The following is a 23644-nucleotide window of genomic DNA, read 5'->3' on the forward strand; positions in this document are numbered from 1 at the left end:
CCTGGGCAACACCCGGATGCTGGTGCACCTCAACGAGCCCGGCACCCCGCGCACGCACTGACGTGCGCGCCGCCCGCGCCGGGGCGGCGCGCACGCCTCACAGCAGGCGCATCTGCTTCTCGCGCGGCCGCCGGCGCGTGGCCGACTCCTCGTCGACCGGCATGGTCAGGCCCGGGTCGATCGCCTCCAGGAACGCCGAAGGTGCCGTGTCGTAGGCGGTGCCCCGCCGGGTGCGGCGCCGTGACCGCGAGAGGTAGAGCCGCTGCCGGGCGCGGGTGAGCCCGACGAAGAACAACCGCCGCTCCTCGTCCTCGCCGGCGGCGCCGCGCGCCTCGCCCGGCAGCCGGAAGGGCAGCAGCCCGTCGTCGCAGCCCACGAGGAACACCACGGGGAACTCCAGGCCCTTGGCCGCGTGCAGGGTCAGCAGCGCCACCCGGTCGGCCCGGGGGTCCAGCGCGTCGACCTCGGCGCCCATGGCCAGCGCCGACAGGAACTCGCCCAGGTCCCGCCCGCACTCGGCGGCCAGCGGGAGCACCAGCTCGCCGGCCGTGCGCAGGTCGGCGCAGCGCTCCTCGGAGTCGGCGTCACCGGCGTGGCGGTCGCACAGCAGCGCCACCGCCGAGCGCACCCGCTCCACCAGCGGCCCGTCGGGATGGCGGGCCAGCTCGTCGGCGAGCATCCGCACGCCCGGCCGCGCCAGCAGCCGGTCGTGCGAGCGCTTCTGGTAAGGCACGCCCGCGGCGTTGAAGGCGCGCATGATCGCCTCGCTCTGGCCGTCGGTGCGGTAGAGGACGCAGAAGTCGCTGAAGGACAGGCCGCCGTCGCCGTCTCCGGTGACCCGGCCGCTGTCCAGCGAGTGCCAGGAGGTGCCGCCCAGCAGCCGGTCGATGGAGCGCGCCACGAACGAGGCCTCCCCCCGCTCGTCGGCAGCCGTGTGCAGGCCGATGCGCGGCGGGTCGGTGAAGTCGCCGACCGCCCGCAGCTCGCGGCCCGGTACCAGCGAGGCGGGGGCGATGGCCTGGACCGCGGCGTCGACGATCGCGGCGTTGGAGCGGTAGTTGCGGCTGAGCCGGACGGTGGCGGCGCCGGGGAAGTCCTCGGTGAAGCGCAGGAAGAAGCCGACGTCGGCGCCGCGGAATCCGTAGATCGCCTGGTCCGGGTCGCCGATGGCGGTCAGGTTCCCGTCGGGCGGGGTGAGCAGGCGCAGCAGCGCGTACTGGCGCTCGTCGACGTCCTGGTACTCGTCGACGCTGATCCAGGGCCAGCGCCGCCGGTACCGGTCGGCCAGCGCGTCGTCGGCGCCGAGCAGGCGCACCGGCAGGGCGACCAGGTCGGTGAAGTCGACCAGGTCGAGCTCGCGCAGCCGGCGCTCGTACGCGGCGTCGACGTCGGACGCGGGAGGCCCGCCCGCGTCCCGGCGGGACAGCAGCCGCCGCCCCTCCTGCTCGGAGCCCGCGGCCTCGGCCGCCACCTCCAGCTGCCGCGCGGTGTCGGCGATGCCGAAGGAGGCCGACAGCCCGGCGCGCTCGTGCTGCTCGCGAAGGATGAGCAGGCCCAGCCGGTGGAACGTGGCGACGGTGAGGTCGCGGGCGCGCTCGCTCAGCAGGTCTTCGAGTCGCTCGGCCAGCTCCTCGGCGGCGCGGCGGGTGAACGTGATGGCCAGGAAGCCGTCGGCGGGGACGTCCCGTTCGGTGACGAGATGGGCGATGCGCCGGGTGAGCGTGCGGGTCTTGCCGGTGCCCGGACCGGCGACGATCAGCAGCGGGCCGCCGAGGGCCTCGGCCGCGGCGCGCTGCTCGGGGTCGAGCCCGTCGAGCAGGCTGCGGGGGGCGGGGGCGGCGTCCGCGTACCCGTCGTCGGGGAACAGCTCGTCGGAATCGGGGCCGTTCGCCTCTAGCGTCGCCGTGGCGCGCGCCGCGGGCGGGGCTGAGGCGGCCGCTGCGGCGCCGGGGGCGGTTGCGGCGGGGGAGGGCGCGGGTTCGGAAACCGTGGCGGCCGTGCCGGTCCCCGAGGCGGCCGCGCGGGGCTCGTCGGAACCCTTCCGCGGGCGGCCGCCGCGGCCGGCGGGACCGCCTGCGCCGCCGCGCGGGCCGGGGCCGTCGCCGCCGTCGGCGCCCCCGCTCCGGTCGGGGCCGGCGCCGTCGCCGCTCGGGTCCGACGGCCGCCGGGGCCCGCGGCGCGGGGCGGTCCGGGAGGGGGAGGGCCCGGCGAGCTCGCCGGCGTCGAACAGCGCGGGCGCGGCGTCGGCGGCGGCCAGCTCCCCGGGCTCGAACATGTGGATCGTGCCGTACTCGCCGTCGTAGCCGGCGTCGCGGACGACCGCCCCCGCGCGCAGCCGGGTGACGGCCTCGCCGAGCAGGGTGCCGCCGACGCGGGCGACCTCGTCGGCGGGCACGGCGGAGAGGATGTCCAGCTCGGCTCCGAGCTCGCCCACCAGCCGGGCGACCTCGCCCTGCACGCGCTTGCTCTTGGGGCCCACGCCGGCGATCTCGCTGACGATCTCGGGCAGCGGCACGAGGCTGGTGAACCCGGCCGCGCCGTCGGGGCGGTGCCCGACCGGGCGGTCGGCCAGTTCGAACACGCGGTGGGAGACCCCCACGGTCAGCGGCTTGGCGCAGACCGGGCAGAGGCCGCCGCGCTCGCGGGTGGCGTCGGGGTCCAGGCGCACCCCGCATTTGCGATGGCCGTCGAGGTGGTATTTGCCTTCCTCGGGGAAGAACTCGACGGTGCCGCGGAATCCGTCGCCGGTCTCCAGAGAGCGGCGTATCGCGTAGTAATCGAGATCGGTGTCGAAGCGCGTGGCCTCGCGGGCGAGCATCGGCGGCGAGTGCGCGTCGGAATTGCTGACCTGCGTATAACCGTCCAGCGAGGAGACGGTCCAGTTCATCTCCGGGTCGCTGGAGAGCCCGGTCTCGACGGCGAAGATGTGCTCGGCGAGGTCGGCGTAGCAGTCCGCGACGGCGTCGAATCCGGATTTCGAGCCGAGAACGGCGAACCAGGGGGTCCACACGTGCGCCGGCACGAGATAGCTTCCCGGGTCGCTGGCGAGGGTGATCTCCAGGAGGTTGCGCGAATCGAGGCCCAGGATGGGGCGCCCGTCGGAGGCGAGATTGCCGATCCGGGCCAAATCCGCGGTGATGGCCTCGGCCGCCTGCATCGTGGGCGCGTAGAGCAAATGGTGTACCTTTCGGGTCCGTTCGCCCCGTTTATAGATGGTGGAGATCTCCACCGACAGCATGAAGCGCGACGGATTCCGACATGCGGGCGGCAGAGTGCGCAGCACCTCGGCTTCGATATCAGGGGCCAGGCGGAACAGGCCCGGCTCGGCCGGGACCAGTTTGGTGCGCAACTCCTCGCGCCAGGCGGGGTGAGTGAAATCACCGGTACCCACCACTCCGACGCCCTTGCGCGCCGCCCACCACGCCAGGTGCTCCAGGTCGCAATCCTTGCTGCAAGCCCGCGAGTACTTGGAGTGAATATGCAGATCTGCGTGGAACTCCACGGTGAGGTCCTCTCAATGCCCACGGTGACCGGACCGCGCGGTGAACGCGCGGAAGTCGCGCCGGCTCCGGACCGCGGATGCCGGACTCGCCCGAGTCAGGGTGCCACGATCCCACAACCGGACGGGACGCTTCGAGGCTTATGCGGGCCGGGGTGGGAGAGGTGTATACGACCGGGTAATGTGTCCAATGCGGTGGAGATCTGCGATGCGCCTGCCAGGGAGTCTTCGCTTCCCCCTCCTCCGCTGGGAGGGCGGCCGACCATATGCCCGACCCGCCGCGGCATCCAATCCCATGCGTGTTCGGCTGCTTCGGCCACAGGAGGCCGTCATTTTTATGGCGATTCGGTTGCGGCCGACTGCCCGCAGGCGGCCGCACGCGTCTCGCTGCGCCCCGAAACCCCTTATGCAGCGGGCTTTCGGGTGAGCGGCTAAAGCTTCCCGCGGTCGGTGTCCGCGCGGGCGCGAAGGATGTCTATGATGACGGTGTCCGCGCCCGTTGTATGAGCGGGCGACTCGGCCCGCCGCCGATCCGACTCGGCGGCACCCCTCCGTGGGGTAATTGCTGCATAAAGTGACACCAAGGAAGGGGTGCGCTCGATGGGCGACGTTTTGTCGGCGCTGCTCCCCCCGGCTGTGGTCGCGGCCGTCTTCTGCACGTTCGTGGTGAAGCTGCTCCGTAAGGAGATGGCTCCCAGAACGTCGGACGGGCGACTCGTGAGCGAGGCGGACACGTCATCCGGCCGCGGAACCGCGAGTGCCGCAACGGCGTCTCAGCCGGAGGCGGAGGGCTTCGCGGCTGAAGGCGGGGCAAAGAGCGCAGAGGCTTCTGGGCCGGAACTTCCAGACGGGGGGCCCGCGCGGGAGGACCGCTAACCGGTTACGCGCGGGAAAGGAGCGGTGCGCGCCTCGCGTTAACGACTCCCACGGCTGGTCCGGGAGGCGCGGCCCGTATCGGGGGCCGGGCCGCGATTTGCTCCGCGCTCGCGGCCCCGGCATAGGCTGGTCCGGTTTTCGGTGGCGTGGAGAATTGTCTTCCGCGTTCTCTCGGGATAGCTTTATATTCAGGTGCCACTGCACCGCTCTGCTGGAAAGGTTCTATCCATGGCACAAAAGGTTCAGGTGCTTCTCGTCGACGATCTGGACGGCGGCGAGGCCGAGGAGACCGTTTCGTTCGGGGTCGACGGTTCCTCCTACGAAATCGACCTCAGCGCCGGCAACGCCACCAAGCTGCGCGAGGCCCTGGCGCCCTACGTCGAGGCCGCTCGCAAGGCACCGTCCAAGACCAGCGGGCGCGGCGGCAAGCGCCAGCAGCGCAACGCCCCCAGTCGCGAGCGCAGCGCCGAGATCCGCGCGTGGGCGAAGGCGGCCGGCAAGCAGGTCAACGAGCGCGGCCGGATCCCTGCGGCCATCGTCGCCGAGTACGAGGCAGCACAGCGCTGAGCCCTCGACCGGCGCCGGCTCGCGAGCGGCGGTTGCGCGGACCTCTCCGGCACCCGGGAGACCCGCGCAAGGCCATTACCCGCCGGACCGGTCGGCGGCCGCCGCTGTTCGCTGAGAGCAAATACGCGCGCGAATGCGTGTCCACGGCCCGTGTGCCCTCGATATACCGGGGTACGCGGGCCGTTCGCTTGCGGCGTAGTCGGAACACTGGGCCCCCGTTAGGTAGTTGGATGAGGATGAACGCCCTATCGTCGGGGAAAGTCTCAGGCATGGAAGGTCGGCAGCGTCCTTCCGTGCAGGATGTGTTCGTCGGGCGGGCCGCGACGCCGGCCGCTTGGTGGACGGGTGCGGCAGCGCCTCCACGGGGCTTTCCCCTGAGGGGCCGAAATGCGGAAAGCGAGGGTCGGAACTTCCGTCCCTGCCTGACCGCTCTGTGAGGAGCGACGAGACATGTTCGAGAGGTTTACCGACCGCGCACGGCGCGTGGTGGTCCTGGCCCAGGAAGAGGCCAGGATGCTCAACCACAACTACATTGGTACAGAGCACATCCTGCTCGGCCTCATCCACGAGGGTGAGGGCGTCGCTGCGAAGGCTCTGGAGAGCCTGGGAATCAGCCTCGAAGCGGTTCGGCAGCAGGTAGAGGAGATCATCGGCCAGGGCCAGCAGGCCCCCTCCGGCCACATCCCCTTTACCCCCCGCGCCAAGAAGGTCCTGGAGCTCTCCCTCAGGGAAGCCCTGCAGCTCGGGCACAACTACATCGGTACGGAGCACATCCTGCTCGGCCTCATCCGCGAGGGCGAGGGCGTGGCCGCCCAGGTGCTGGTCAAGCTCGGCGCCGACCTCAACCGGGTGCGCCAGCAGGTCATCCAGCTCCTGCACGGCTACCAGGGCAAGGAGCCGCAGGCCACGGGTGCCTCCTCCGAGTCCACCCCCTCCACCTCCCTGGTGCTGGACCAGTTCGGGCGCAACCTCACCCAGGCCGCGCGCGAGAGCAACCTGGACCCGGTCATAGGGCGGGATCAGGAGATCGAGCGCGTGATGCAGGTGCTGTCGCGCCGGACCAAGAACAACCCGGTGCTCATCGGTGAGCCCGGTGTCGGCAAGACCGCCGTCGTCGAGGGGCTGGCCCAGAAGATCGTCAAGGGCGAGATCCCCGAGACCCTCAAGGACAAGCAGCTCTACACGCTCGACCTCGGCGCGCTGGTGGCCGGCAGCCGCTACCGCGGCGACTTCGAGGAGCGGCTGAAGAAGGTCCTCAAGGAGATCCGCACCCGCGGCGACATCATCCTCTTCATCGACGAGCTGCACACGCTGGTGGGCGCCGGCGCGGCCGAAGGGGCGATAGACGCGGCGTCGATCCTGAAGCCGATGCTGGCCCGGGGCGAGCTGCAGACGATCGGCGCGACCACGCTGGACGAGTACCGCAAGCACCTGGAGAAGGACGCGGCGCTGGAGCGCCGCTTCCAGCCGATCCAGGTCGACGAGCCCACGATCTCGCACACGATCGAGATCCTGAAGGGCCTGCGGGACCGCTACGAGGCGCACCACCGGGTGTCGATTACCGACAGCGCCCTGGTGGCCTCGGCCCAGCTGGCCGACCGCTACATCAGCGACCGCTTCCTGCCGGACAAGGCGATCGACCTCATCGACGAGGCCGGCTCGCGGATGCGCATCCGCCGCATGACCGCGCCGCCGGACCTGCGCGAGTTCGACGAGAAGATCGCCGACGTCCGCCGCGACAAGGAGTCGGCGATCGACGCCCAGGACTTCGAGAAGGCGGCGTCGCTGCGCGACGACGAGAAGAACCTGCTCACGCAGAAGGCGACGCGGGAGAAGGAGTGGAAGGCCGGCGACATGGACGTGGTCGCCGAGGTGGGCGAGGAGCTCATCGCGGAGGTCCTGGCCACCGCCACCGGCATTCCGGTCTTCAAGCTCACCGAGGAGGAGTCCTCCCGGCTGCTGCGCATGGAGGAGGAGCTGCACAAGCGGGTCATCGGCCAGGAGGACGCCATCAAGGCGCTCTCGCAGGCCATCCGGCGCACCCGCGCCGGTCTGAAGGACCCCAAGCGCCCCGGCGGCTCGTTCATCTTCGCCGGCCCCTCCGGCGTCGGCAAGACCGAGCTGTCCAAGACGCTGGCGGAGTTCCTCTTCGGCGACGAGGAGTCGCTGATCCAGCTCGACATGAGCGAGTTCATGGAGAAGCACACCGTCTCGCGGCTGTTCGGCTCGCCTCCCGGCTACGTCGGCTACGAGGAGGGCGGCCAGCTCACCGAGAAGGTGCGCCGCAAGCCGTTCTCCGTGGTCCTCTTCGACGAGATCGAGAAGGCCCACAACGACATCTTCAACTCGCTGCTGCAGGTCCTGGAGGAAGGGCGCCTCACCGACGCCCAGGGTCGCAACGTCGACTTCAAGAACACGGTCATCATCATGACGACCAACCTCGGCACCCGCGACATCTCCAAGGGCGCGGCGATGGGCTTCGCCAAGGAGGACGACGCCCAGACCAACTACGACCGGATGAAGGCCAAGGTCCAGGAGGAGCTCAAGCAGAACTTCCGGCCCGAGTTCCTCAACCGCGTCGACGACGTCATCGTGTTCCACCAGCTCACCGAGCAGGAGATCATCGACATCGTCGACCTGATGGTCAACGCCCTGGACGAGCGGCTCAAGGACCGCGACATGGGGCTGGAGCTGCGCCCGGCGGCCAAGCAGATGCTGGCCGAGCGCGGTTACGACCCCGTGCTGGGCGCCCGACCGCTGCGCCGGACGATCCAGCGCGAGATCGAGGACGCGCTGTCGGAGAAGATCCTCTTCGGTGACCTCAAGCCCGGCCAGATCGTGGTGATCGACGCCGAGGGCGAGGGGACCGACGGAAAGTTCACCTTCCACGGCGTGCCCAAGCCCGAGTCCGTCCCGGACACTCCCGCTGTGGAGGAGACCGCGGCCGGCAAGGGCGAGTAGCGGCCGGATCCGGTTGAGCCGGATCCCTCCGGCGCCGGTGCGCCGGCGCTGACCAAGGGGGGCGGTCCTTCGGGGCCGCCCCCTCCGCTTTTCGCGGGCGGATCAGGCGCTCCCGGAGTGCTCCCGGGGCTCTGTTCCCGGCGGCGGGCCCGGGCGGGCGTGCCGAGCACCGCGTCCGCTCGATAGGCTTCGGCCGTGGTCCCCCCTGAGAGCAACCCTCCGCACCAGCCTCCGCAGCCCGCCGGCGCGCAGCCGCCACCTGGCGGCGCGGGAGTTCCGGGAGGTCCGGAGCAGCCCTCCGGTCCGCAGCACGCGCACCCGCACGGGGCGCCGCCCGGCCAAGGCGGCTACGGGCCCCCGCACGGATACCCGCAGGGGCCGCCGCCGGGCCCGCCCGGCCGGCCGCCCCACGGATACGGGCCCCCGCCGGGCGGAGGCGGGCAGAAGGGCTCGTCGGGCGCGCTGTGGTGGGTCCTGGGCGGCTGCGCGCTGGTCCTCGTGCTCGTGGTGGTCGGCGGCGGAGTGGCCGGCTACCTCTTCCTGCGCGGGGGCGGCGGCTCCGCCGCGCCCGAGGAGGACCTGCCCGGCAGCCACCGGCCCGGCGACATCGCCGGTGTGCGGACCTTCACCGACGTCCCGCGCGAGCACACCGAGGAACTCGTGTCCTACGAGGTGTATCCGCCGCCCGGCGGCAAGCACCACCCGGTGTGGCAGAACTGCGGCGTCTACCGGAAGGAGCTGAAGCCCGAGCACGCCGTGCACTCCCTGGAGCACGGCGCGGTGTGGGTCAGCTACAAGGACAACCAGCCCGGCGACGTCCGGATGACGCTGGAAGGGCTGTACCGCGAGGGGGACTACCTGCTCGTCAGCCCCGCGCACACCCTCCAGCGCGAGAACATCGTCCTGGTGGCCTGGGGCAAGCGCCTGGTCGTGGACGAACCCGACGACCACCGCATCGCGGAGTTCCTGAACACCTACGTGCAGGGGCCGCAGACCCCCGAGCCCGGTGCGCCCTGCAGCGGCGGCACCGACGAGACGCTGGAGACGGCCTGAGCGGGGCGGCCCCGCGGGGCCGCCCCGGCCCGCCGGCCCGATCGGGTCAGTTCGGCAGCGCGTAGGTGCCGTCGTCCAGCGGGTCCACCAGGCCGTCGGCGACGAGCGCGTCCAGCGCGCGCTCGCGCTGCACCGGCTCCTGCCAGACCACGTCCAGCGCCGACTTCGGCACCGGCGCGGGCGACTCCCGCAGCACCGCCAGCAGCCGCCCCCGCACCTGCCGGTCGGTGCCCGCGTAGGTCTGGCCGCGGCGCGGCGGACCCTCGTATGCGGGCTTGCCGGCCAGCCGCCAGGCGCACTGTGCGGCGATGGGACAGTCGGCGCAGGCGGGGGAGCGGGCCGTGCACACCAGCGCGCCCAGCTCCATCACGGCCACCGCCCAGCGGGCGGCCACCGCCGCGTCCGGCGGCACCAGCGACTCCGCCAGCGCCACCTCCGCCTTGGTCTGCGTCTTGGGCGGGTATTCCGCACCCGTGTGGGCCCGGGCCAGCACCCGCCGCACGTTGGTGTCGAGCACCGCGTGCCGCTGCCCGAAGGCGAAGCTGGCCACCGCGGCCGCGGTGTAGGCGCCCACCCCGGGAAGCGCGAGCAGGTCGGCGTGGGAGGAGGGGACCTCGCCGCCGTGCCGCTCCACGATGGCGCAGGCGGCGGCGTGCAGGTTCAGCGCCCGACGGGGGTAGCCCAACCGGTTCCACATCCGCACCGCCTCGCCGGAGGGCTCCTCGGCGAGGTGCGCCGGACTCGGCCAGCGCCGCATCCACGCCTCCCACGCGGGAAGCACCCGCACGACCGGCGTCTGCTGCAGCATGATCTCGCTGACCAGGATCGACCAGGGGGTGGCGTCGTCGCGCCGCCAGGGCAACTCGCGGGCATTGGTCTCGTACCACGCGAGAACGGCTGTGCTGTAAGGGTTGTCGAACATGTCAATCGATGTGTGGATCGGCGGGTTGAGTAGGTACGGCGGCGGTAAACCCGGAATACTGCGCCCATGGCGTCAAGTGCTGGACAACCGGGGCCGGTGAGTCCCGAGACATATTGGAGAAGGCGAGTCTTCGTTCTGGTGGGGCTCTTCGTCGTCGTGGCGCTGATCACCTACGCCTGCACCAGGCCGTCATCACCCGGCGAAGGCGGCGAGGCCTCCGGCACCGGCGGCGCTCCGAGCCCGACGCCCGAAGAGTCGTCGCCCAGTGTCTCACCTCCCGCGTCCCCGAGCGCCTCGCCCAGCCCTTCCGCCGGCGCCGGCCAGGACGCCGGGGGCGGCGGTGAAGGCGGCGGCGACGGCGGCGGAGACACCGGGAGCGGAGGAGGCGACTCCGGCGACGAGTCGGGCGGCGGATCCGACGGGGGCGGCGGCTCCGGCGGGTCCGAGGGCGTCGCCGCCCCCGAGGCGCCCGGCGACCCCTGCCGGCCGTCCGACGTGGTGGTGACCATCAAGACCGACAAGAGCGACTACGACTGGAACGACAAGCCGAAGTTCAAGCTGACCCTGGTCAACACCGAGGACCAGACCTGCACCGTCGACGTCGGCCCCAAGAGCCTGGAGCTGCGCGTCACCTCCGGCGACGACCGGATCTTCTCCACCGCCGACTGCGCCGGCGGATCCTCCTCCGACAAGCAGAAGCTGCAGCGCGGCGTGCCCTACACCACGACCGTCACCTGGGACCGCAAGCGCTCCTGGAAGGACTGCCCCGACCGCGACGTGACGGCCAAGCGGCCCGGGACCTACGTGGTGCAGCTGCACAGCAGGTACGACCAGAAGGCCGAACCGCAGGTGTTCCGGCTGAACTGAGCGCCGCCTGCTCACCGCCGCCGTCCGGCGGACGAGGGCCGGGTGCTTCGCCGCACGGCGGACCGCCCGGCCCTCGTCCGCACCCGGTCCGCCGGAGAGCGGGCGTCATGCGCCGGCCGGCGCGAACAGCAGGTCGAGGCGGCGGCGCAGGATCGCTCCGGACTCCCACCGCTCGGTGATCCGCCGGGCGGGCGGCGCGCCGGCGCGCCGGGGCTCGCTGGGCTGGTGACCGTCGCCTGAGGCCGCGGCTCGGGAGCGCTCACCGGGGACTGCGTCGGCTCGTTTCCGGTCGTCGCCGCGGTGCCGTCGGGTGTTGCCGCTTCGGTGCGCGCCGCCCGCATCGCGCGGCGGCGCCGCGGGGGACTTTCGTCAGGGGCGAGCGGGACGCGCGAGCGGCCGGCCGCGCCGCGGCGGTGGTCCCCTCCGCCGGCGGGGGCGGGTCAGCTCGGCTGGGGTGCGGGGAAGGCCGAGCGGAGCGCGCCGCCGACGTCGTCGACGCCCACGATCTCGATCCCCTCGACCGGCTCCTCGCTGTGGCGCGGCACGATCGCCCGCGTGAACCCCAGCCGCTGGGCTTCGACGAGCCGCCGCTGCACGCCGGTGACCGCACGCACGTCGCCGGCCAGCCCGACCTCGCCGATGGCGACCACGCCGCGCGGCAGCGGCTCGTCGCGCACCGAACCCGCCACCGCCAGCGCCAGCGCCAGGTCGACCGAGGGCTCGCCCAGCCGCACACCGCCCACGGTGGAGGCGTAGACGTCGGCGCCGGCGATGCGCACCCGGGCGCGGCGCTCCAGCACGGCCATGACCATATTCACCCGCGCGGTGTCGAGCCCGGAGTTGGCCCGGCGGGGCTGGGGCAGGTTGGACGACGCCACCAGCGCCTGGACCTCGGCGATCAGCGGCCGCCGGCCCTCAAGGGTGACGGTGACGCAGGTGCCGGGTACCGGTTCGTTGCGGCGGGTGAGGAACAGGCCGCTGGGGTCGGGCAGGCCGAGGATGCCGGAGTCGGTGAGCTCGAAGCAGCCGATCTCGTCGGTGGGGCCGTAGCGGTTCTTCACGGCGCGCAGCATGCGCAGCTGGGAGTGGCGGTCGCCCTCGAACTGCAGGACGACGTCGACCAGGTGCTCCAGCAGCCGGGGCCCGGCGATGGAGCCGTCCTTGGTGACGTGGCCGACCAGCACCGTGGCGATCCCGCGCTCCTTGGCCAGCCGGATCAGGGCTCCCGCGACCTCGCGGACCTGGGTGACGCCGCCGGGCACGCCCGCGACGTCCGGCGAGCTCATGGTCTGCACCGAGTCGACGATCAGCAGCGAGGGCGCGACCGCGTCGACATGGCTGACCAGCGAGGCCACCGAGTTCTCGGCGGCCAGGAACAGCTTGGGCGAGAGCGCCCCCAGGCGGTCGGCGCGCAGCCGCACCTGGCCGGTGGACTCCTCGCCGGTGACGTAGAGCACCGGGCCGGAGTCGGCGCACAGCGACGCGACCTCCAGCAGCAGCGTGGACTTGCCCACGCCGGGTTCGCCCGCGAGCAGCATGACCCCGCCGGGGACGACCCCGCCGCCCAGGACGCGGTCGAGCTCGTCCAGGCCGGTGGGGGCGGCGTGCGCGGTCTCGACGCTGATCTCGGTGATGGGGCGCGCCGGGGTCGAGACCCGGGCGGGGGCGATCACGGTCGAGGTGGGGGCGCCGGACTCCTCGACGGTGCCCCACGCCTGGCACTCGCCGCAGCGTCCGACCCATTTGAGGGTGGTCCAGCCGCATTCGCTGCAGCGGAAAGTGGTCTTCGCAGCCTTGGCCATGCCCTGCACGGTAGCGGTCGGGGGAGACATCGCGTGCCCCCGCGGGCGCGGTCTGTGGAAAACCGGGCGGGCTGTGACTACGGTCGGTAGCGTAAACGTCGCACAAGGTCGGTGTCCGGGTGTGGTCGGCGGTGTTGACGCAGCGCACTCGGGCGGTGACATTCGGGGTCGACGCACTCGGGCGGCACGTCCGCGCCGTCCACGCCGGCCCGGCCGATCCGCTCGGCGCCCGCAGCCAACCAGGAGCCGCCCGTGTCCGCTGCCCGAGCCGCCCGCCGCGGCACACCCGCCGCCCGCTTCCTCGCCCTGGCCTGCGCGTTCGTCCTCGCCGCCGCCACTGGGGCTTCCGCGGCCGCCGCCACCGGCGGCGCCGCGCCCGGAATCGCCGCCGAGTACGTCGCGCTGGGCGACTCGTTCACCTCCGGCCCGTTCATCCCGCCCCAGTACGGCGACCCCGCGCTGTGCCTGCGCTCCCGCTCCAACTACCCCAACCGCGTCGCCGAGGCGCTGGGCGCCGCCGAGTTCACCGACGCCAGCTGCATCGGCGCCGAGACCGAGCACATGACCCGGCCGCAGAACCTCGCGCTCACCTCCAACCCGCCGCAGCTTGACGCGCTCACGCCCGGCACCACTCTGGTGACCCTGGGCGTCGGCGGCAACGACCTCGGATACGCCGAGATCGCGCTCAAGTGCCTCGCCCTGGCGCCCACCGATCTCGACGGCGACCCGTGCCGCGACCACTACACCGGCCCGGGCGGCGACGAGCTGCGGGAGCGGCTTCCCGGGGTCGGCGAGCGCATCGGCGGCGTGCTTGAGGAGGTGCGCGAGCGCAGTCCGGACGCCGAGGTCGCGGTCGTCGGCTACCTGGAGCTGCTGCCCCGGCACGAGAGCTGCCTGCAGGCCCCCTACGCCGACGGCGACGTCGAGTACCTCTACGGGATCTGGTCGGAGCTGAACACGGTCATCGCCAAGGCGGCCGCCGACGCGGGGGCGGTGTACGTCGACACCTCGGGTCCGGGCCACGACATGTGCGCGGCCCCCGATGAGCGGTGGGTCGAGGGCATCTTCCCCAACCGCCCCGCGGCGCCCGTGCACCCCAACGCGGCCGGAATGGCCGCGGTCGGCCAGCGGGTGCTGGAGGCACTGGGAGCCGAGGAGGTGCGGCAGGACAGCCCGCACCTGTGACCGCCGGCCGCGGCGGCCGCCCGCGGCCCGTGTCAGTACTCGCGCCACCACAGGTTGACGGCGTAGTCGACCTCAAGGCCGGTGTGCTCGGCGACGACCTCGTCGGCCACCTGCGGGGACAGTTCGATGCGCACCACCGCCTCGAAGTCGGCGCGGTCGCGGAACGACCAGCGCATCGTCAGCGGCGTGCGCGAGAACCCCTGCCGGAACCAGAACCGCTCGACCCGCTCGGGGTCGTAGTCGGGCAGGAACCGGCGGAACCAGCCGCCGAACGTGCTGCGGGTGGCGTCGTTGTCGATGACGAAGGCCACCCCGCCGCGCCGCATGACCCTGCGCAGCTCGGCCAGCCCCGGCTCGCAGCCGGGGCCGAGGAAGTACGCCCAGCGGGCGTGGGCCAGGTCGACCGAGGCGTCGGGGACCGGGAGCCGCTGGGCGACCCCGGAGCGCACCTGCACCCCCGGCATGCCGGCCGTGCGTGCCCGGGCCGCCCGGGCGAGCCCGTGGTGCGGCTCGACCCCGGTCGCCCGCGCTGCCTCGCGCGCGAACCGGGCCAGGTGGTAGCCGTCGCCGCAGCCGATGTCGAGCACGTGGGCGCCGGCCGTGCCGCGCACCTCGCGCATGGCCGCGTCGATCACCCCGTCTGGGTCGGCCGCCCGGTTCTCCAGCTCGTAGACGCGCGGGTGGTGCCAGATGTTGGGGCTCGGGACCGCCCCCGCCAGTGCTGCTCTCACCCGACGAAGGATAGGCAGCCCGGGAAGCGCCCGGCGCGGACGCCCGGGGTGCGGAGAGGGCCGACGCCGCGCCGCGCGCCGGTCCCGGCTCCGGCGCGCCCGCGGCCGCCCCCGATCCAGCAGGCCGCGACAGCACATACTCTTGGTTGAGTGAGTTCCGTCCAGGTTCCAGACGCGCCCGTCGTGCTGTCGACGGCGTCGGTCTACCCGGAGAAGACGCCGGCCGCCTTCGAGATCGCCGCCAAGCTCGGCTACGACGGCATCGAGGTCCTCGTATCCACCGACCCGGTCAGCCAGGACGTCGACATGCTCCGCCGGCTGTCCGACTACCACGGCGTGCCCATCCTGGCCGTCCACGCCCCCTGCCTGATCTTCACCCAGTGGGTGTGGGGCCGCGACCCCTGGGGCAAGCTGGTCAAGTCCAAGGACATGGCCGAGGCGCTGGGCGCGCGCACCATCGTCGTGCACCCCGCGTTCCGCTGGCAGCGCGAGTACGCCCGCGAGTTCGAGACCGGCATCGAGCGCATGCAGGAGGAGACCGACGTCGCCTTCGCGGTCGAGAACATGTACCCGGTGCGGATGCAGAACCGCGAGGTCGTGCCCTACGCCCCCAGTTGGAACCCGATCGAGCGCGACTACCCCGATGTCACGCTCGACCTGTCCCACTCGGCCATGTCGCACTCCGACGGCCTCGAAATGGCCAAGCAGCTCGGCGACCGGCTGTCGCACGTGCACCTCGCCGACGGCACCGGCACCCAGAACTTCGACGAGCACCTGATCCCCGGCCGGGGCACCCAGCCCTGCTCCGCCGTGCTGGAGCACCTGGCCACCACCGGCTACAACGGCCAGATCGTGCTCGAGGTCAACACGCGCAAGGCCGCCGACTCCGAGACCAGGCACCTGGAGCTCGCCGAGGCGCTGGCCTTCACCCGGCTGCACTTCGCCGGTGTCAGCACCGACCCCGCCAGCGACGGCCCTCAGCACCGGCAGCGCGCGACGCTGCTGCGCGAGCCCGCCGAGACCGCGCCGCCGCGGACTTTCGCGGTGTCCTCGGAAGGGACGGTCGACCTCACGGGCTGAGGTCGACCCGGAACCCGGCCCGCCTCCGCCGTCCGGCGTCCGTCGGCAGTCCGGCGCGGGCGCGGCACGGACCTTCCGGCGCGCGAACCAGGGGTGAGCCCGCGATCCTCCGAGGTCGGCGCTGCGATGGTGTTGTGCGGTTGTGATCTCCATGGGTGTCCGAATCGCTTTCTGCGGCCGGGTTCACCCGAGTAGCTCCCGTCGCCCCCGCTGCCGCCGCGGGCGGCGACGCTCAGGCGCCGGCTGCGCGGGGGCTGAGACGAAGGGGGCGGGCACCGCGCGGTGCCCGCCCCCTTCGTCGTGTCCGGCCCTCTCCGGGCGGGCGCCCGAGCGGGCCTACCTCCAGCGGCGGCCGGTGATGCGCTCGTAGCACTCCACGTAGCGGGCGCGGGTCGCCTCGACGATGTCCTCGGGGACCTCCGGGCCGGGCGGTGTGCGGTCCCACTCGGCGATCGTGCTGCTCCAGTCCCGCAGGAACTGCTTGTCCAGCGAGTTCTGGGGCCGGCCGGGGCGCCACTGGTCCGCGGGCCAAAAGCGCGACGAGTCGGGGGTGAGGACCTCGTCGGCCAGGACGAGTGTGCCGTCGGGGGCGCGGCCGAACTCCACCTTGGTGTCGGCGATGACGATTCCGCGCTCGGCGGCCAGCTCGGCGCCGCGGGAGTAGATCCGCAGCGTGGCGTCGCGCAGGCGCTCGGCGGTTTCGGCGCCGATCAGACCGACGACGTCGTCGTAGGTGATCGGCTCGTCGTGGCCCTCCGCGGCCTTGGTGGTGGGGGTGAACACCGGTTCCGGCAGCCGCGACGCCTCGACCAGGCCGCCGGGCAGCGGGTTGCCGGAGAGCGACTTGTGCTTGCGGTACTCCGCCAGAGCCGACCCGGCGAGGTAGCCGCGCGCGACGAACTCCACCGGCATCATCTCCAGCCGCCGGCAGCGGATCGCGCGGCCCGCCCACTCGGCCGGGACGTCGCTGGCGGAGACGACGTGGTTGGGCATGATGTCGGCGAGGCGCTCGAACCACCACAGCGACAGCTGGGTGAGGACCCGCCCCTTGTCGGGGATGGGGGTGGGCAGGACCACGTCGTAGACGCTGACACGGTCTGAGGCGACGAGGACCAGGTCGTCGCCGTCCGCGTAGACGTCGCGGACCTTGCCGGAGTGGACGGGTTCCATGGCTTGTCTGCTGTCCTTGCTGTGGGTCGGTGTGCGCCCGGATACCGCCGCGGCCCGCGGCCCGGTCGCCGCTCGGCGGCACGACGACATGACCCTACTCCATCGCCTTGTGCGCCTTTCAGGAGGTCGTCGAGGCGCCGGCGGCCGCGTGCGCACCGCCGGCGCCGCGCCCTGCGCGCGCCGCCGGGGGCCGTTGTGCGCCGGCGCGCCGCGGGCTACGTTCGACGCATGGACGGTTCCGCGCCGGTGATCGACGCGCAGGGTCTGCGTGTCGTCCGCGGCGGGCGCGAGGCGGTGCGCGGTGTCGACTTCGGCATCCCGCCGGGCGAGGTCACCGGCCTGCTCGGGCCGAGCGGCTGCGGCAAGTCCTCGCTGATGCGCGCGATCATGGGCGTGCAGGTGGTCGCCGGGGGCACGGTGACCGTGCTGGGGCGGCCGGCGGGCCACCCCGGGCTGCGGCGCAGGGTCGGCTACGCCGCGCAGACCCCCTCGGTCTATGCCGACCTCACGGTCGCGGAGAACCTGCGGTACTTCGCCGCGGTCCTGCGCGCGCCCCGCTCCGACGCCGAGCGGGTGCTGGCCGAGACCGGGCTCGCCGAGTCCCGCAAGCAGCAGGTCGGCCGGCTCTCGGGAGGCCAGCGCGCCCGCGCGAGTCTCGCCGTCGCGCTGCTCGGTTCGCCCGAGCTGCTCGTGCTCGACGAGCCCACCGTCGGCCTCGACCCCGTCCTGCGTGAGGAGCTGTGGCAGATGTTCCACACGCTGCGCCGAAGCGGCACGTCCCTGCTGGTCTCCAGCCACGTCATGGACGAGGCCGGGCGCTGCGACCGACTCCTGCTGATGCGCGAGGGCCGCGTCGTCGCCGCGGAGACCCCCGACGCGTTGCGCGAGCGCACCGGCACACCCGATCTGGAGCAGGCGTTCCTGCGGCTGGTCCGCGGCGGCGAGTCGGCCGGGGCCGCCGGGCCGAGCGCCGCACCCCGCACGCCTGGGCCGGGCACCGGCGGCCCTACCGGCGGCCATGGGCGCCACGAGCGGCCCGGCGGCGGCTCCGCTGACACCGGAGCCCGGTCGTGAGCCCGGCCGCCGCCGCCACCGCCGCACGCATCCTGCGCCAGCTCAGGCACGACCCGCGCACCGTCGTCCTGCTGGTCGCGGTGCCGGCGGTGCTGTTGGCCCTGCTGCGCTACGTCTTCGACGACGAGCGGTTCTTCGACCGCCTCGCCCCGCAGCTGGTGGCCGTCTTCCCGTTCGTCGTCCTGTTCCTGGTGACCTCCATGGCCACCCTGCGCGAGCGGCAGAGCGGCACCCTGGAGCGGCTGATGACGCTGCCGGTCGGCAAGCTCGACCTGCTGTTCGGCTACGCGGCGGCTTTCGGGCTGGTGGCCGTGGTCCAGGTGACTGTCGTGGTGGCCGCGGCGCTGGGCCTGGGCATGGAGATCGAGGGAGGGCTGTGGGTTCTCGGCGCCATCGCCCTGGCCGACGCGCTGCTGGGTATCGCGCTGGGCCTGTTCGCCAGCGCGTTCGCGCGCACCGAGTTCCAGGTCGTGCAGTTCATGCCCGCGTTCGTGATGCCGCAGATCCTGCTGTGCGGCCTGTTCGCGCCGCGCGAGGACATGCAGGCGATCCTGGAGGCGCTGTCGTATGCGATGCCGCTGTCCTATGCGGTGGAGGCCATCGGCGACGCCGCCTCCTCCACCGACGTGACCGGCGACCTGATGGCCAACACCGGCGTCGTGCTGGGATGCGCGGTCCTGGCCCTGGTCCTCGGTGCCGCCACGCTGCGGCGCCGCACGCCGTGACCGGCGCCGGGGCCGCACGGCGGCGGTCGCGGACGCCCCGGCCGGGCGCCACTAGGCTCGGAGGCGGCGCGGCACGAGGCGAGTCCGGCGAGTGAGGAGATCGGGATGGTTCTGCGGCAGACACTACTGGCGGCCGCGCGCAGCGACCGGTTGCGGGCGCTCGCCTCGGGCACCCGGCTCACCCGCGGCGTCGTCGACCGCTTCGTGGCGGGCGAGCACGCCGAGGACGCGGTGCGCGCAGCGGGGGAGCTCGCCGAAAAGGGCATCCTGTCCTCGATCGACCACCTCGGCGAAGACACCGAGCACCCCTCCCAGGCCGAGGAGATCACCAAGGGCTACCTGCACCTGCTCCACCGGCTCAGCGAGGCCGGGCTGACCGACTCGGCCGAGGTGTCGGTGAAGCCGACCGCCGTCGGCCTGGCGCTGGGCGGCGAGGGGCCGCGGCTGGCCGCCGACAACCTCGCCCGGATCTGCGCCGCGGCCGCCGAGGCCGGAACCACCGTGACCGTCGACATGGAGGCCGAGCGCCACGTCGCCCCCACGCTGCGGCTGGTGGCCTCGCTGCGCCCGGAGCACCCCTGGCTGGGGTGTGTGCTGCAGGCCTACCTGCACCGGACCGAGGGCGACACCGCCGCCGTCGTCTCCGAGCCCGGGGCGCGGGTGCGGCTGTGCAAGGGGGCCTACGCGCCCGACCCCGTCACCGGCCACACCGCGCGCCGCGACGTCGACGCCGCCTACGTGCGGTCGCTGCGACGGCTGATGGACAGCGAGGCCTATCCGATGGTGGCCACGCACGACCCGCGGCTGATCGACATCGCGACCACCCTGGCCCGCCGATTCGGCCGCACCTACGACGGCTTCGAGTACCAGATGCTCTACGGCGCGCGCCCCGACGAACAGCGCCGCCTCGCCGACCTGGGAGCCCGCATGCGCGTCTACATCCCCTACGGCGCCGACTGGTACGGCTACCTCGTGCGGCGCATGGCCGAGCGCCCCGCCAACGCGGCCTTCGCCGCGCGCTCCGTACTGCGCCGCCGGTGAGCGCGCCGCCCGCGGACGGCCGTCCCCAGGCAGGGGCCTGCGGGTGCGCCGCGGACCCGCGCCTCGGTAGCGTTGAGGAAAAGGCGGACGCTATGGGGTGAGGTCATGATCGCGATCATCGGCGGCGGCAAGATGGGCGAAGCTCTGCTCGCCGGGCTGCTGGCCACCGGGCACGAGCCGAGCGGGGTCCTGGTCACCGAGCCCGACCCGGCGCGGAGCGAGGCGCTGCGGCAGCGCTACGGCGTCGCCGCCGTCTCCTCGGCCGAGTCCGCCGACCGGGCCGACGCGCTCATCCTCGCGGTCAAGCCGCAGGACATGGTCGACCTGCTCGACCAGCTCGACGGCGCGATCGGCCCCGACACCCTGGTCATCTCCATCGCGGCGGGCATCACCACGTCGCTGCTGGAGAAGCACCTCTCCGGCGAGGTCGCCGTGGTGCGCGCGATGCCCAACACCCCCGCGCTGGTGGGCCGCGGCATGACCGCCGTCGCCGGCGGCGCACACACGAGTGCGGACCAGCTCGACCACGCCGAGTCCCTGCTGCGTTCGGTGGGCGAGGTCGTGCGGGTCGCCGAACGGCACATGGACACCGTCACCGCCATCTCCGGCAGCGGCCCGGCCTACTTCTACTTCATTGCCGAGACCATGATCGAGGCCGGCGTGGCCATGGGCATGACCCGCGAGGCGGCCAAGAAGCTGGTCACCCAGACCATCGGCGGCGCCGCCGCGATGCTCGACGACCCCGGCGCGCACCCCGTGGTGCTGCGCGAGGCCGTCACCTCGCCCGGCGGCACCACCGCCGCGGCGGTGCGCGAGCTCGAGCGCCACAGCGTGCGCACCGCCTTCACCGACGCGATCGAGGCCGCCCGCGAACGCAGCCGCGAACTCTCCGAGGGGTGAGGGCACCGGCCTCCAGGCCGGCGGCCGGGCAGGGCGCCCCGCTGGCGGCCGCCCCCGCGGGCGTTGACTAGGCTGGGACGAGGCGGGTGACTCCCCACACACCCGCGCAGACGCTATCCGCTCGGCGGGAGGGGCACATGGCCTGTTCGCTGCACGTCGCCTGGGATGACGGGCTGACCTCCTACAACTTCGGTCCGCAGCATCCGCTGGCGCCGGTCCGGGTGGAGCTGACGATGGCCCTGAGCCGCGAGTACGGGGTGTTCGACCGGCCCAATGTGGCGCTGCGCCCGATCGAGAAGCCCGCCTCCGACGACCTGCTCGGCCTCGTCCACGACTCCGACTACATCGAGGCGGTCAAGCGGGCGGGCACGACCCTGGAGCCCGACGACCGGTACTGCCTGGGCACGTCGGACAACCCGGTCTTCCCCGACATGCACGACGCCTCGGCCCTGGTCGCGGGCGCCTCGGTGCAGGCGGCCTCGGCCGTGTGGAACGGCGAGTCCGAGCACGCCGCCAACATCGCCGGCGGGCTGCACCACGCCATGCCGGCCGGCGCCTGGGGCTTCTGCGTGTACAACGACGCCGCCCTGGCCATCGCCTGGCTGCTGGAACAGGGCGCCAAGCGCGTCGCCTACGTCGACGTCGACGTCCACCACGGCGACGGCGTGCAGGCCATGTTCTACGACGACCCGCGGGTGCTGACGATCAGCCTGCACGAGTCGCCGATGACCCTGTTCCCCGGCACCGGGCGGCCGTCCGAGACCGGCGGCCCCGGCGCCGAGGGCTACGCGGTCAACGTCGCCCTTCCCGCCGGAACCAATGACTCCCGCTGGCTGCGGGCGTTCGAGGCCGTCGTCCCGCCGCTGCTGCGCGAGTTCCAGCCGGAGGTGCTGGTCACCCAGCAGGGCGCCGACACCCATGCGCTGGACCCGCTCGCCAACCTGATGCTCAGCCTCGACGGCCAGCGCCGCACCTACAGCGCGCTGCACCGCCTGGCCAAGGAGACCGCCGGCGGGCGCTGGGTCGTGCTCGGGGGCGGAGGCTACGAGCTGGTGCAGGTCGTGCCGCGGGCCTGGACCCACCTGCTGGCCGAGGCCTCCGGCGCCGGGATCGACCCGGACTTGGAGACCCCGCAGAGCTGGCGCGACCTCGTCCGCGAACGGACCGGCGAGGTCCCCCCGCTGTACATGACCGACGGCCGCACGGTCGAGGTCACGCCGTTCGAGGCCGGGTTCGACCCCGAGGACCGCGTGGACCAGGCCATTCAGGCCACCAGGCGCGAGGTCTTCCCCAGCCACGGGATGGACCCCAGCCTTTAGCGGCCGCGGCCGAGCGGAGGGCCCGGCGGGATCCGGACACCCGCGCACGCCGGTCGGGCCGGGCCGAAACCCGGTCGGCGCCGCGCCGCCCACCCCGGAGCACCGGCGGAACGCAAAGTTGAACATGTCATGAAAGGGGTATGACGCCTCGTTAGACCGTGTGCCCTCCCCTTGCACGGGCGGGGCGGGCACCCACCGGGCCGCCGGACGCCGGGTCGCAGACGCCGGTCATTAGGGAAGGGGATCGCTGGTGACGCCGCCTTCGCGCGCAGAGCTCGTCGCCTATCTCGTGCGCACCGGAATCGCCGGGCACGTCGACACACCCAGGCAGAACAATCTGCGGCACTACCGGCGGCTGTGCCACAAGGACCCCTATTACCAGTTCGGGTTGACCTTCGAGCACGAGTGGCAGTTCGACGAGGTGCTCGCGCTGATGTCCAAGCGCTGCGGCGTGGTCGCCGACGAGGCCCATCAATGGGGCATCGACACCATCGACCCCGACCGCACCGTCGACGCGCTCGACGGCACGGCCGACCGCCTGGCCCAGGCCGCGCGCCGCCGCGAGCGCGTCATGTTCGCCACCGGCCACCCCAAGAACCTCGCCGAGACCTACCGCACCTGGAAGGCCGCCCTGGAGTCCCGCGGCTGCGAGGTCGTCACCGCGGCGGCCGGCTACTCCTACGAGGTCGCCACCGAGCACCCGCCCAACCGCCGCGTGCTGGTGTGGAAGGACGGCGTCGGCTTCGTAATGGACGGCGGCAGCCCGCGGCACAGCCACCACCCTTTCGCCATGCGCGCCGCGCTGCAGGCCATGGCCGACGACGGTCGGCAGTGGCCGCAGTTGGTCATCGCCGACCACGGGTTCGCGGGTGCGGCGGGTGAGGCCGGTGTGCCGACCATCGGGTTTGCGGATTGCAATGATCCCGCTTTGTTCCTGGCCGAATACGAGGGAAAACTGCTGACCACGGTGCCCCTGGACGACGGCTACGCGCCACCCGAGTACCGGCCGCTGGCGGCATACGTGCTGGAGAGGGCGGGACTGGCCTGAGCGGCGCCGGGAGGGCCCGAGGGCTTACCCACTCCTAAACCTCACGTGACCCCCGACTCTCATGTAGCTGCAGAGACAGCAAACCCGACCTTTCAATGCCGTGCCCACGGATCTACCCTGAAATCGGACGTGCCAGCAGTTACCGAACGACACGCCGGCGGGGCGATGGCTCCGCACCGCCGGATGTAAGAGGCAGGGACATCCACGCTCACGTCCGGAAGTGAGGGCGTCGGAAGATGAACGGGAGTAAGGCTCCTCTCGACGAGGTCCGGTTCCTGACCGTGGCGGAGGTCGCCTCGGTCATGCGAGTGTCCAAGATGACGGTCTACCGAATGGTCCATTCGGGCGCGCTCCCCGCGATCCGCGTGGGGCGCTCCTACCGCGTACCCGAACGTGCCGTGCAGGACTACCTCCGCGAGGCGTTCGTCGAAGCGGGCTAGGGCGCCTTCGACGGGCTCGCCGCAGCGAGCGGCGCGCTCGGGTGCGCCCTGCGCCCGATGTGCGAAGTGCCGCTGCGGTGCGGGGCGCCGCGACAGCCCCTACTCGGCGGGCTCCGCCGGTGTCGCCGAGCGGGGGCTGTGCCGCTCTCGTGAGGCCGAGGAGGGAGGCAGGGCGGCCCCCTGCCGACCGACGGGAACGCAGCGAGAGCGGTGCCGGGGCGTCGCGCGATAGGACGGCGATCCATCAGAACGCCGTGAGCAGCCTGCGGCGTCGCCCGCCGGGGGCGGTGTTATCCGCCATCGCCCCGCGGGTGGGCGCACGCGCCCGGACGGCGGACCGGGCGGGATGGGTCGGGGGGCCCGAAGGGGTGCCGGAGCGTCTAC

General features: G+C 72.9%; 19 protein-coding genes. 14 read left to right on the plus strand and 5 right to left on the minus strand.

Annotated elements, in window-relative coordinates:
• Positions 1–97: 97 nt before the first annotated feature.
• Entirely contained in the window at positions 98–3502 is a 3405-nt protein-coding gene (locus ABEA15_RS04420) for a UvrD-helicase domain-containing protein (protein WP_345555595.1), read from the minus strand.
• 597 nt (positions 3503–4099) lie between these two features.
• On the opposite strand from ABEA15_RS04420, the gene ABEA15_RS04425 reads away from it, so the two are divergent.
• From ABEA15_RS04425 to ABEA15_RS04440, 4 genes are all read left to right on the plus strand, one after another.
• A complete protein-coding gene (locus ABEA15_RS04425; protein ID WP_345555596.1) occupies positions 4100–4375 on the plus strand; it encodes a hypothetical protein in 276 nt (91 codons plus the stop codon).
• Positions 4376–4603: 228 nt separating this feature from the next.
• Complete coding sequence (locus ABEA15_RS04430; protein ID WP_311542977.1) at positions 4604–4942, plus strand: histone-like nucleoid-structuring protein Lsr2; 339 nt, start codon at positions 4604–4606, stop codon at positions 4940–4942.
• A gap of 450 nt (positions 4943–5392) precedes the next feature.
• Positions 5393–7903, plus strand: coding sequence for an ATP-dependent Clp protease ATP-binding subunit (locus tag ABEA15_RS04435; protein WP_345555597.1), 2511 nt, complete (start codon positions 5393–5395; stop codon positions 7901–7903).
• Between the two features lie 195 nt (positions 7904–8098).
• Positions 8099–8956 carry a thioredoxin-like domain-containing protein gene (locus tag ABEA15_RS04440; protein ID WP_345555599.1) on the plus strand — a complete coding sequence of 286 codons (858 nt, stop codon included), beginning with the start codon at positions 8099–8101 and terminating at the stop codon, positions 8954–8956.
• Between the two features lie 46 nt (positions 8957–9002).
• Here ABEA15_RS04440 and ABEA15_RS04445 read toward each other — a convergent pair whose 3' ends face one another.
• Positions 9003–9878 (minus strand): HhH-GPD family protein, encoded by an 876-nt coding sequence (locus ABEA15_RS04445; RefSeq protein WP_344141998.1) that lies wholly within the window; start codon positions 9876–9878, stop codon positions 9003–9005.
• 96 nt (positions 9879–9974) lie between these two features.
• On the opposite strand from ABEA15_RS04445, the gene ABEA15_RS04450 reads away from it, so the two are divergent.
• Positions 9975–10745, plus strand: a complete 771-nt coding sequence (locus tag ABEA15_RS04450; RefSeq protein WP_345555600.1) for a hypothetical protein — start codon at positions 9975–9977, stop codon at positions 10743–10745.
• Positions 10746–11185: 440 nt separating this feature from the next.
• Here ABEA15_RS04450 and radA read toward each other — a convergent pair whose 3' ends face one another.
• Positions 11186–12547, minus strand: coding sequence for a DNA repair protein RadA (radA, locus tag ABEA15_RS04455; protein ID WP_344141995.1), 1362 nt, complete (start codon positions 12545–12547; stop codon positions 11186–11188).
• Positions 12548–12799: 252 nt separating this feature from the next.
• Here radA and ABEA15_RS04460 point away from each other — a divergent pair, with 252 nt between their 5' ends.
• Positions 12800–13732: an SGNH/GDSL hydrolase family protein gene (locus ABEA15_RS04460; RefSeq protein ID WP_345555601.1), complete on the plus strand. Its 933-nt coding sequence runs from the start codon at positions 12800–12802 to the stop codon at positions 13730–13732.
• Positions 13733–13764: 32 nt separating this feature from the next.
• Here ABEA15_RS04460 and ABEA15_RS04465 read toward each other — a convergent pair whose 3' ends face one another.
• Positions 13765–14463 (minus strand): class I SAM-dependent methyltransferase, encoded by a 699-nt coding sequence (locus ABEA15_RS04465; protein WP_345555602.1) that lies wholly within the window; start codon positions 14461–14463, stop codon positions 13765–13767.
• Positions 14464–14613: 150 nt separating this feature from the next.
• On the opposite strand from ABEA15_RS04465, the gene ABEA15_RS04470 reads away from it, so the two are divergent.
• A complete protein-coding gene (locus tag ABEA15_RS04470; protein WP_344141992.1) occupies positions 14614–15543 on the plus strand; it encodes a sugar phosphate isomerase/epimerase family protein in 930 nt (309 codons plus the stop codon).
• 336 nt (positions 15544–15879) lie between these two features.
• Here the strand turns inward: ABEA15_RS04470 and ABEA15_RS04475 are convergent, their stop codons facing one another.
• Positions 15880–16803 (minus strand): phosphoribosylaminoimidazolesuccinocarboxamide synthase, encoded by a 924-nt coding sequence (locus ABEA15_RS04475; RefSeq protein WP_345555603.1) that lies wholly within the window; start codon positions 16801–16803, stop codon positions 15880–15882.
• A 138-nt stretch (positions 16804–16941) separates the two neighbouring features.
• Between ABEA15_RS04475 and ABEA15_RS04480 the strand changes: the two genes are divergently transcribed.
• The 7 genes from ABEA15_RS04480 to ABEA15_RS04510 all read left to right on the plus strand — a co-directional run bounded on the left by ABEA15_RS04480 (position 16942) and on the right by ABEA15_RS04510 (position 23260).
• Positions 16942–17787, plus strand: a complete 846-nt coding sequence (locus ABEA15_RS04480) for an ABC transporter ATP-binding protein (protein ID WP_345555604.1) — start codon at positions 16942–16944, stop codon at positions 17785–17787.
• Positions 17784–18512, plus strand: a complete 729-nt coding sequence (locus tag ABEA15_RS04485; protein WP_345555605.1) for an ABC transporter permease — start codon at positions 17784–17786, stop codon at positions 18510–18512. Before ABEA15_RS04480 ends, ABEA15_RS04485 begins: the two co-directional genes overlap by 4 nt.
• A gap of 105 nt (positions 18513–18617) precedes the next feature.
• Positions 18618–19553 (plus strand): proline dehydrogenase family protein, encoded by a 936-nt coding sequence (locus ABEA15_RS04490; RefSeq protein WP_345555606.1) that lies wholly within the window; start codon positions 18618–18620, stop codon positions 19551–19553.
• 105 nt (positions 19554–19658) lie between these two features.
• Positions 19659–20453, plus strand: a complete 795-nt coding sequence (gene proC / locus ABEA15_RS04495; RefSeq protein ID WP_345555607.1) for a pyrroline-5-carboxylate reductase — start codon at positions 19659–19661, stop codon at positions 20451–20453.
• Positions 20454–20590: 137 nt separating this feature from the next.
• A complete protein-coding gene (locus ABEA15_RS04500) occupies positions 20591–21772 on the plus strand; it encodes an acetoin utilization protein AcuC (protein ID WP_344141986.1) in 1182 nt (393 codons plus the stop codon).
• A 250-nt stretch (positions 21773–22022) separates the two neighbouring features.
• Positions 22023–22820 carry a phosphatase gene (locus ABEA15_RS04505; RefSeq protein ID WP_345555608.1) on the plus strand — a complete coding sequence of 266 codons (798 nt, stop codon included), beginning with the start codon at positions 22023–22025 and terminating at the stop codon, positions 22818–22820.
• Between the two features lie 236 nt (positions 22821–23056).
• Complete coding sequence (locus ABEA15_RS04510) at positions 23057–23260, plus strand: helix-turn-helix domain-containing protein (RefSeq protein ID WP_156000746.1); 204 nt, start codon at positions 23057–23059, stop codon at positions 23258–23260.
• The last annotated feature ends 384 nt before the right edge of the window (positions 23261–23644 follow it).

The sequence above is a fragment of the Streptomonospora halophila genome, assembly GCF_039542725.1.
In the GTDB taxonomy this organism is placed as follows: domain Bacteria; phylum Actinomycetota; class Actinomycetes; order Streptosporangiales; family Streptosporangiaceae; genus Streptomonospora; species Streptomonospora halophila.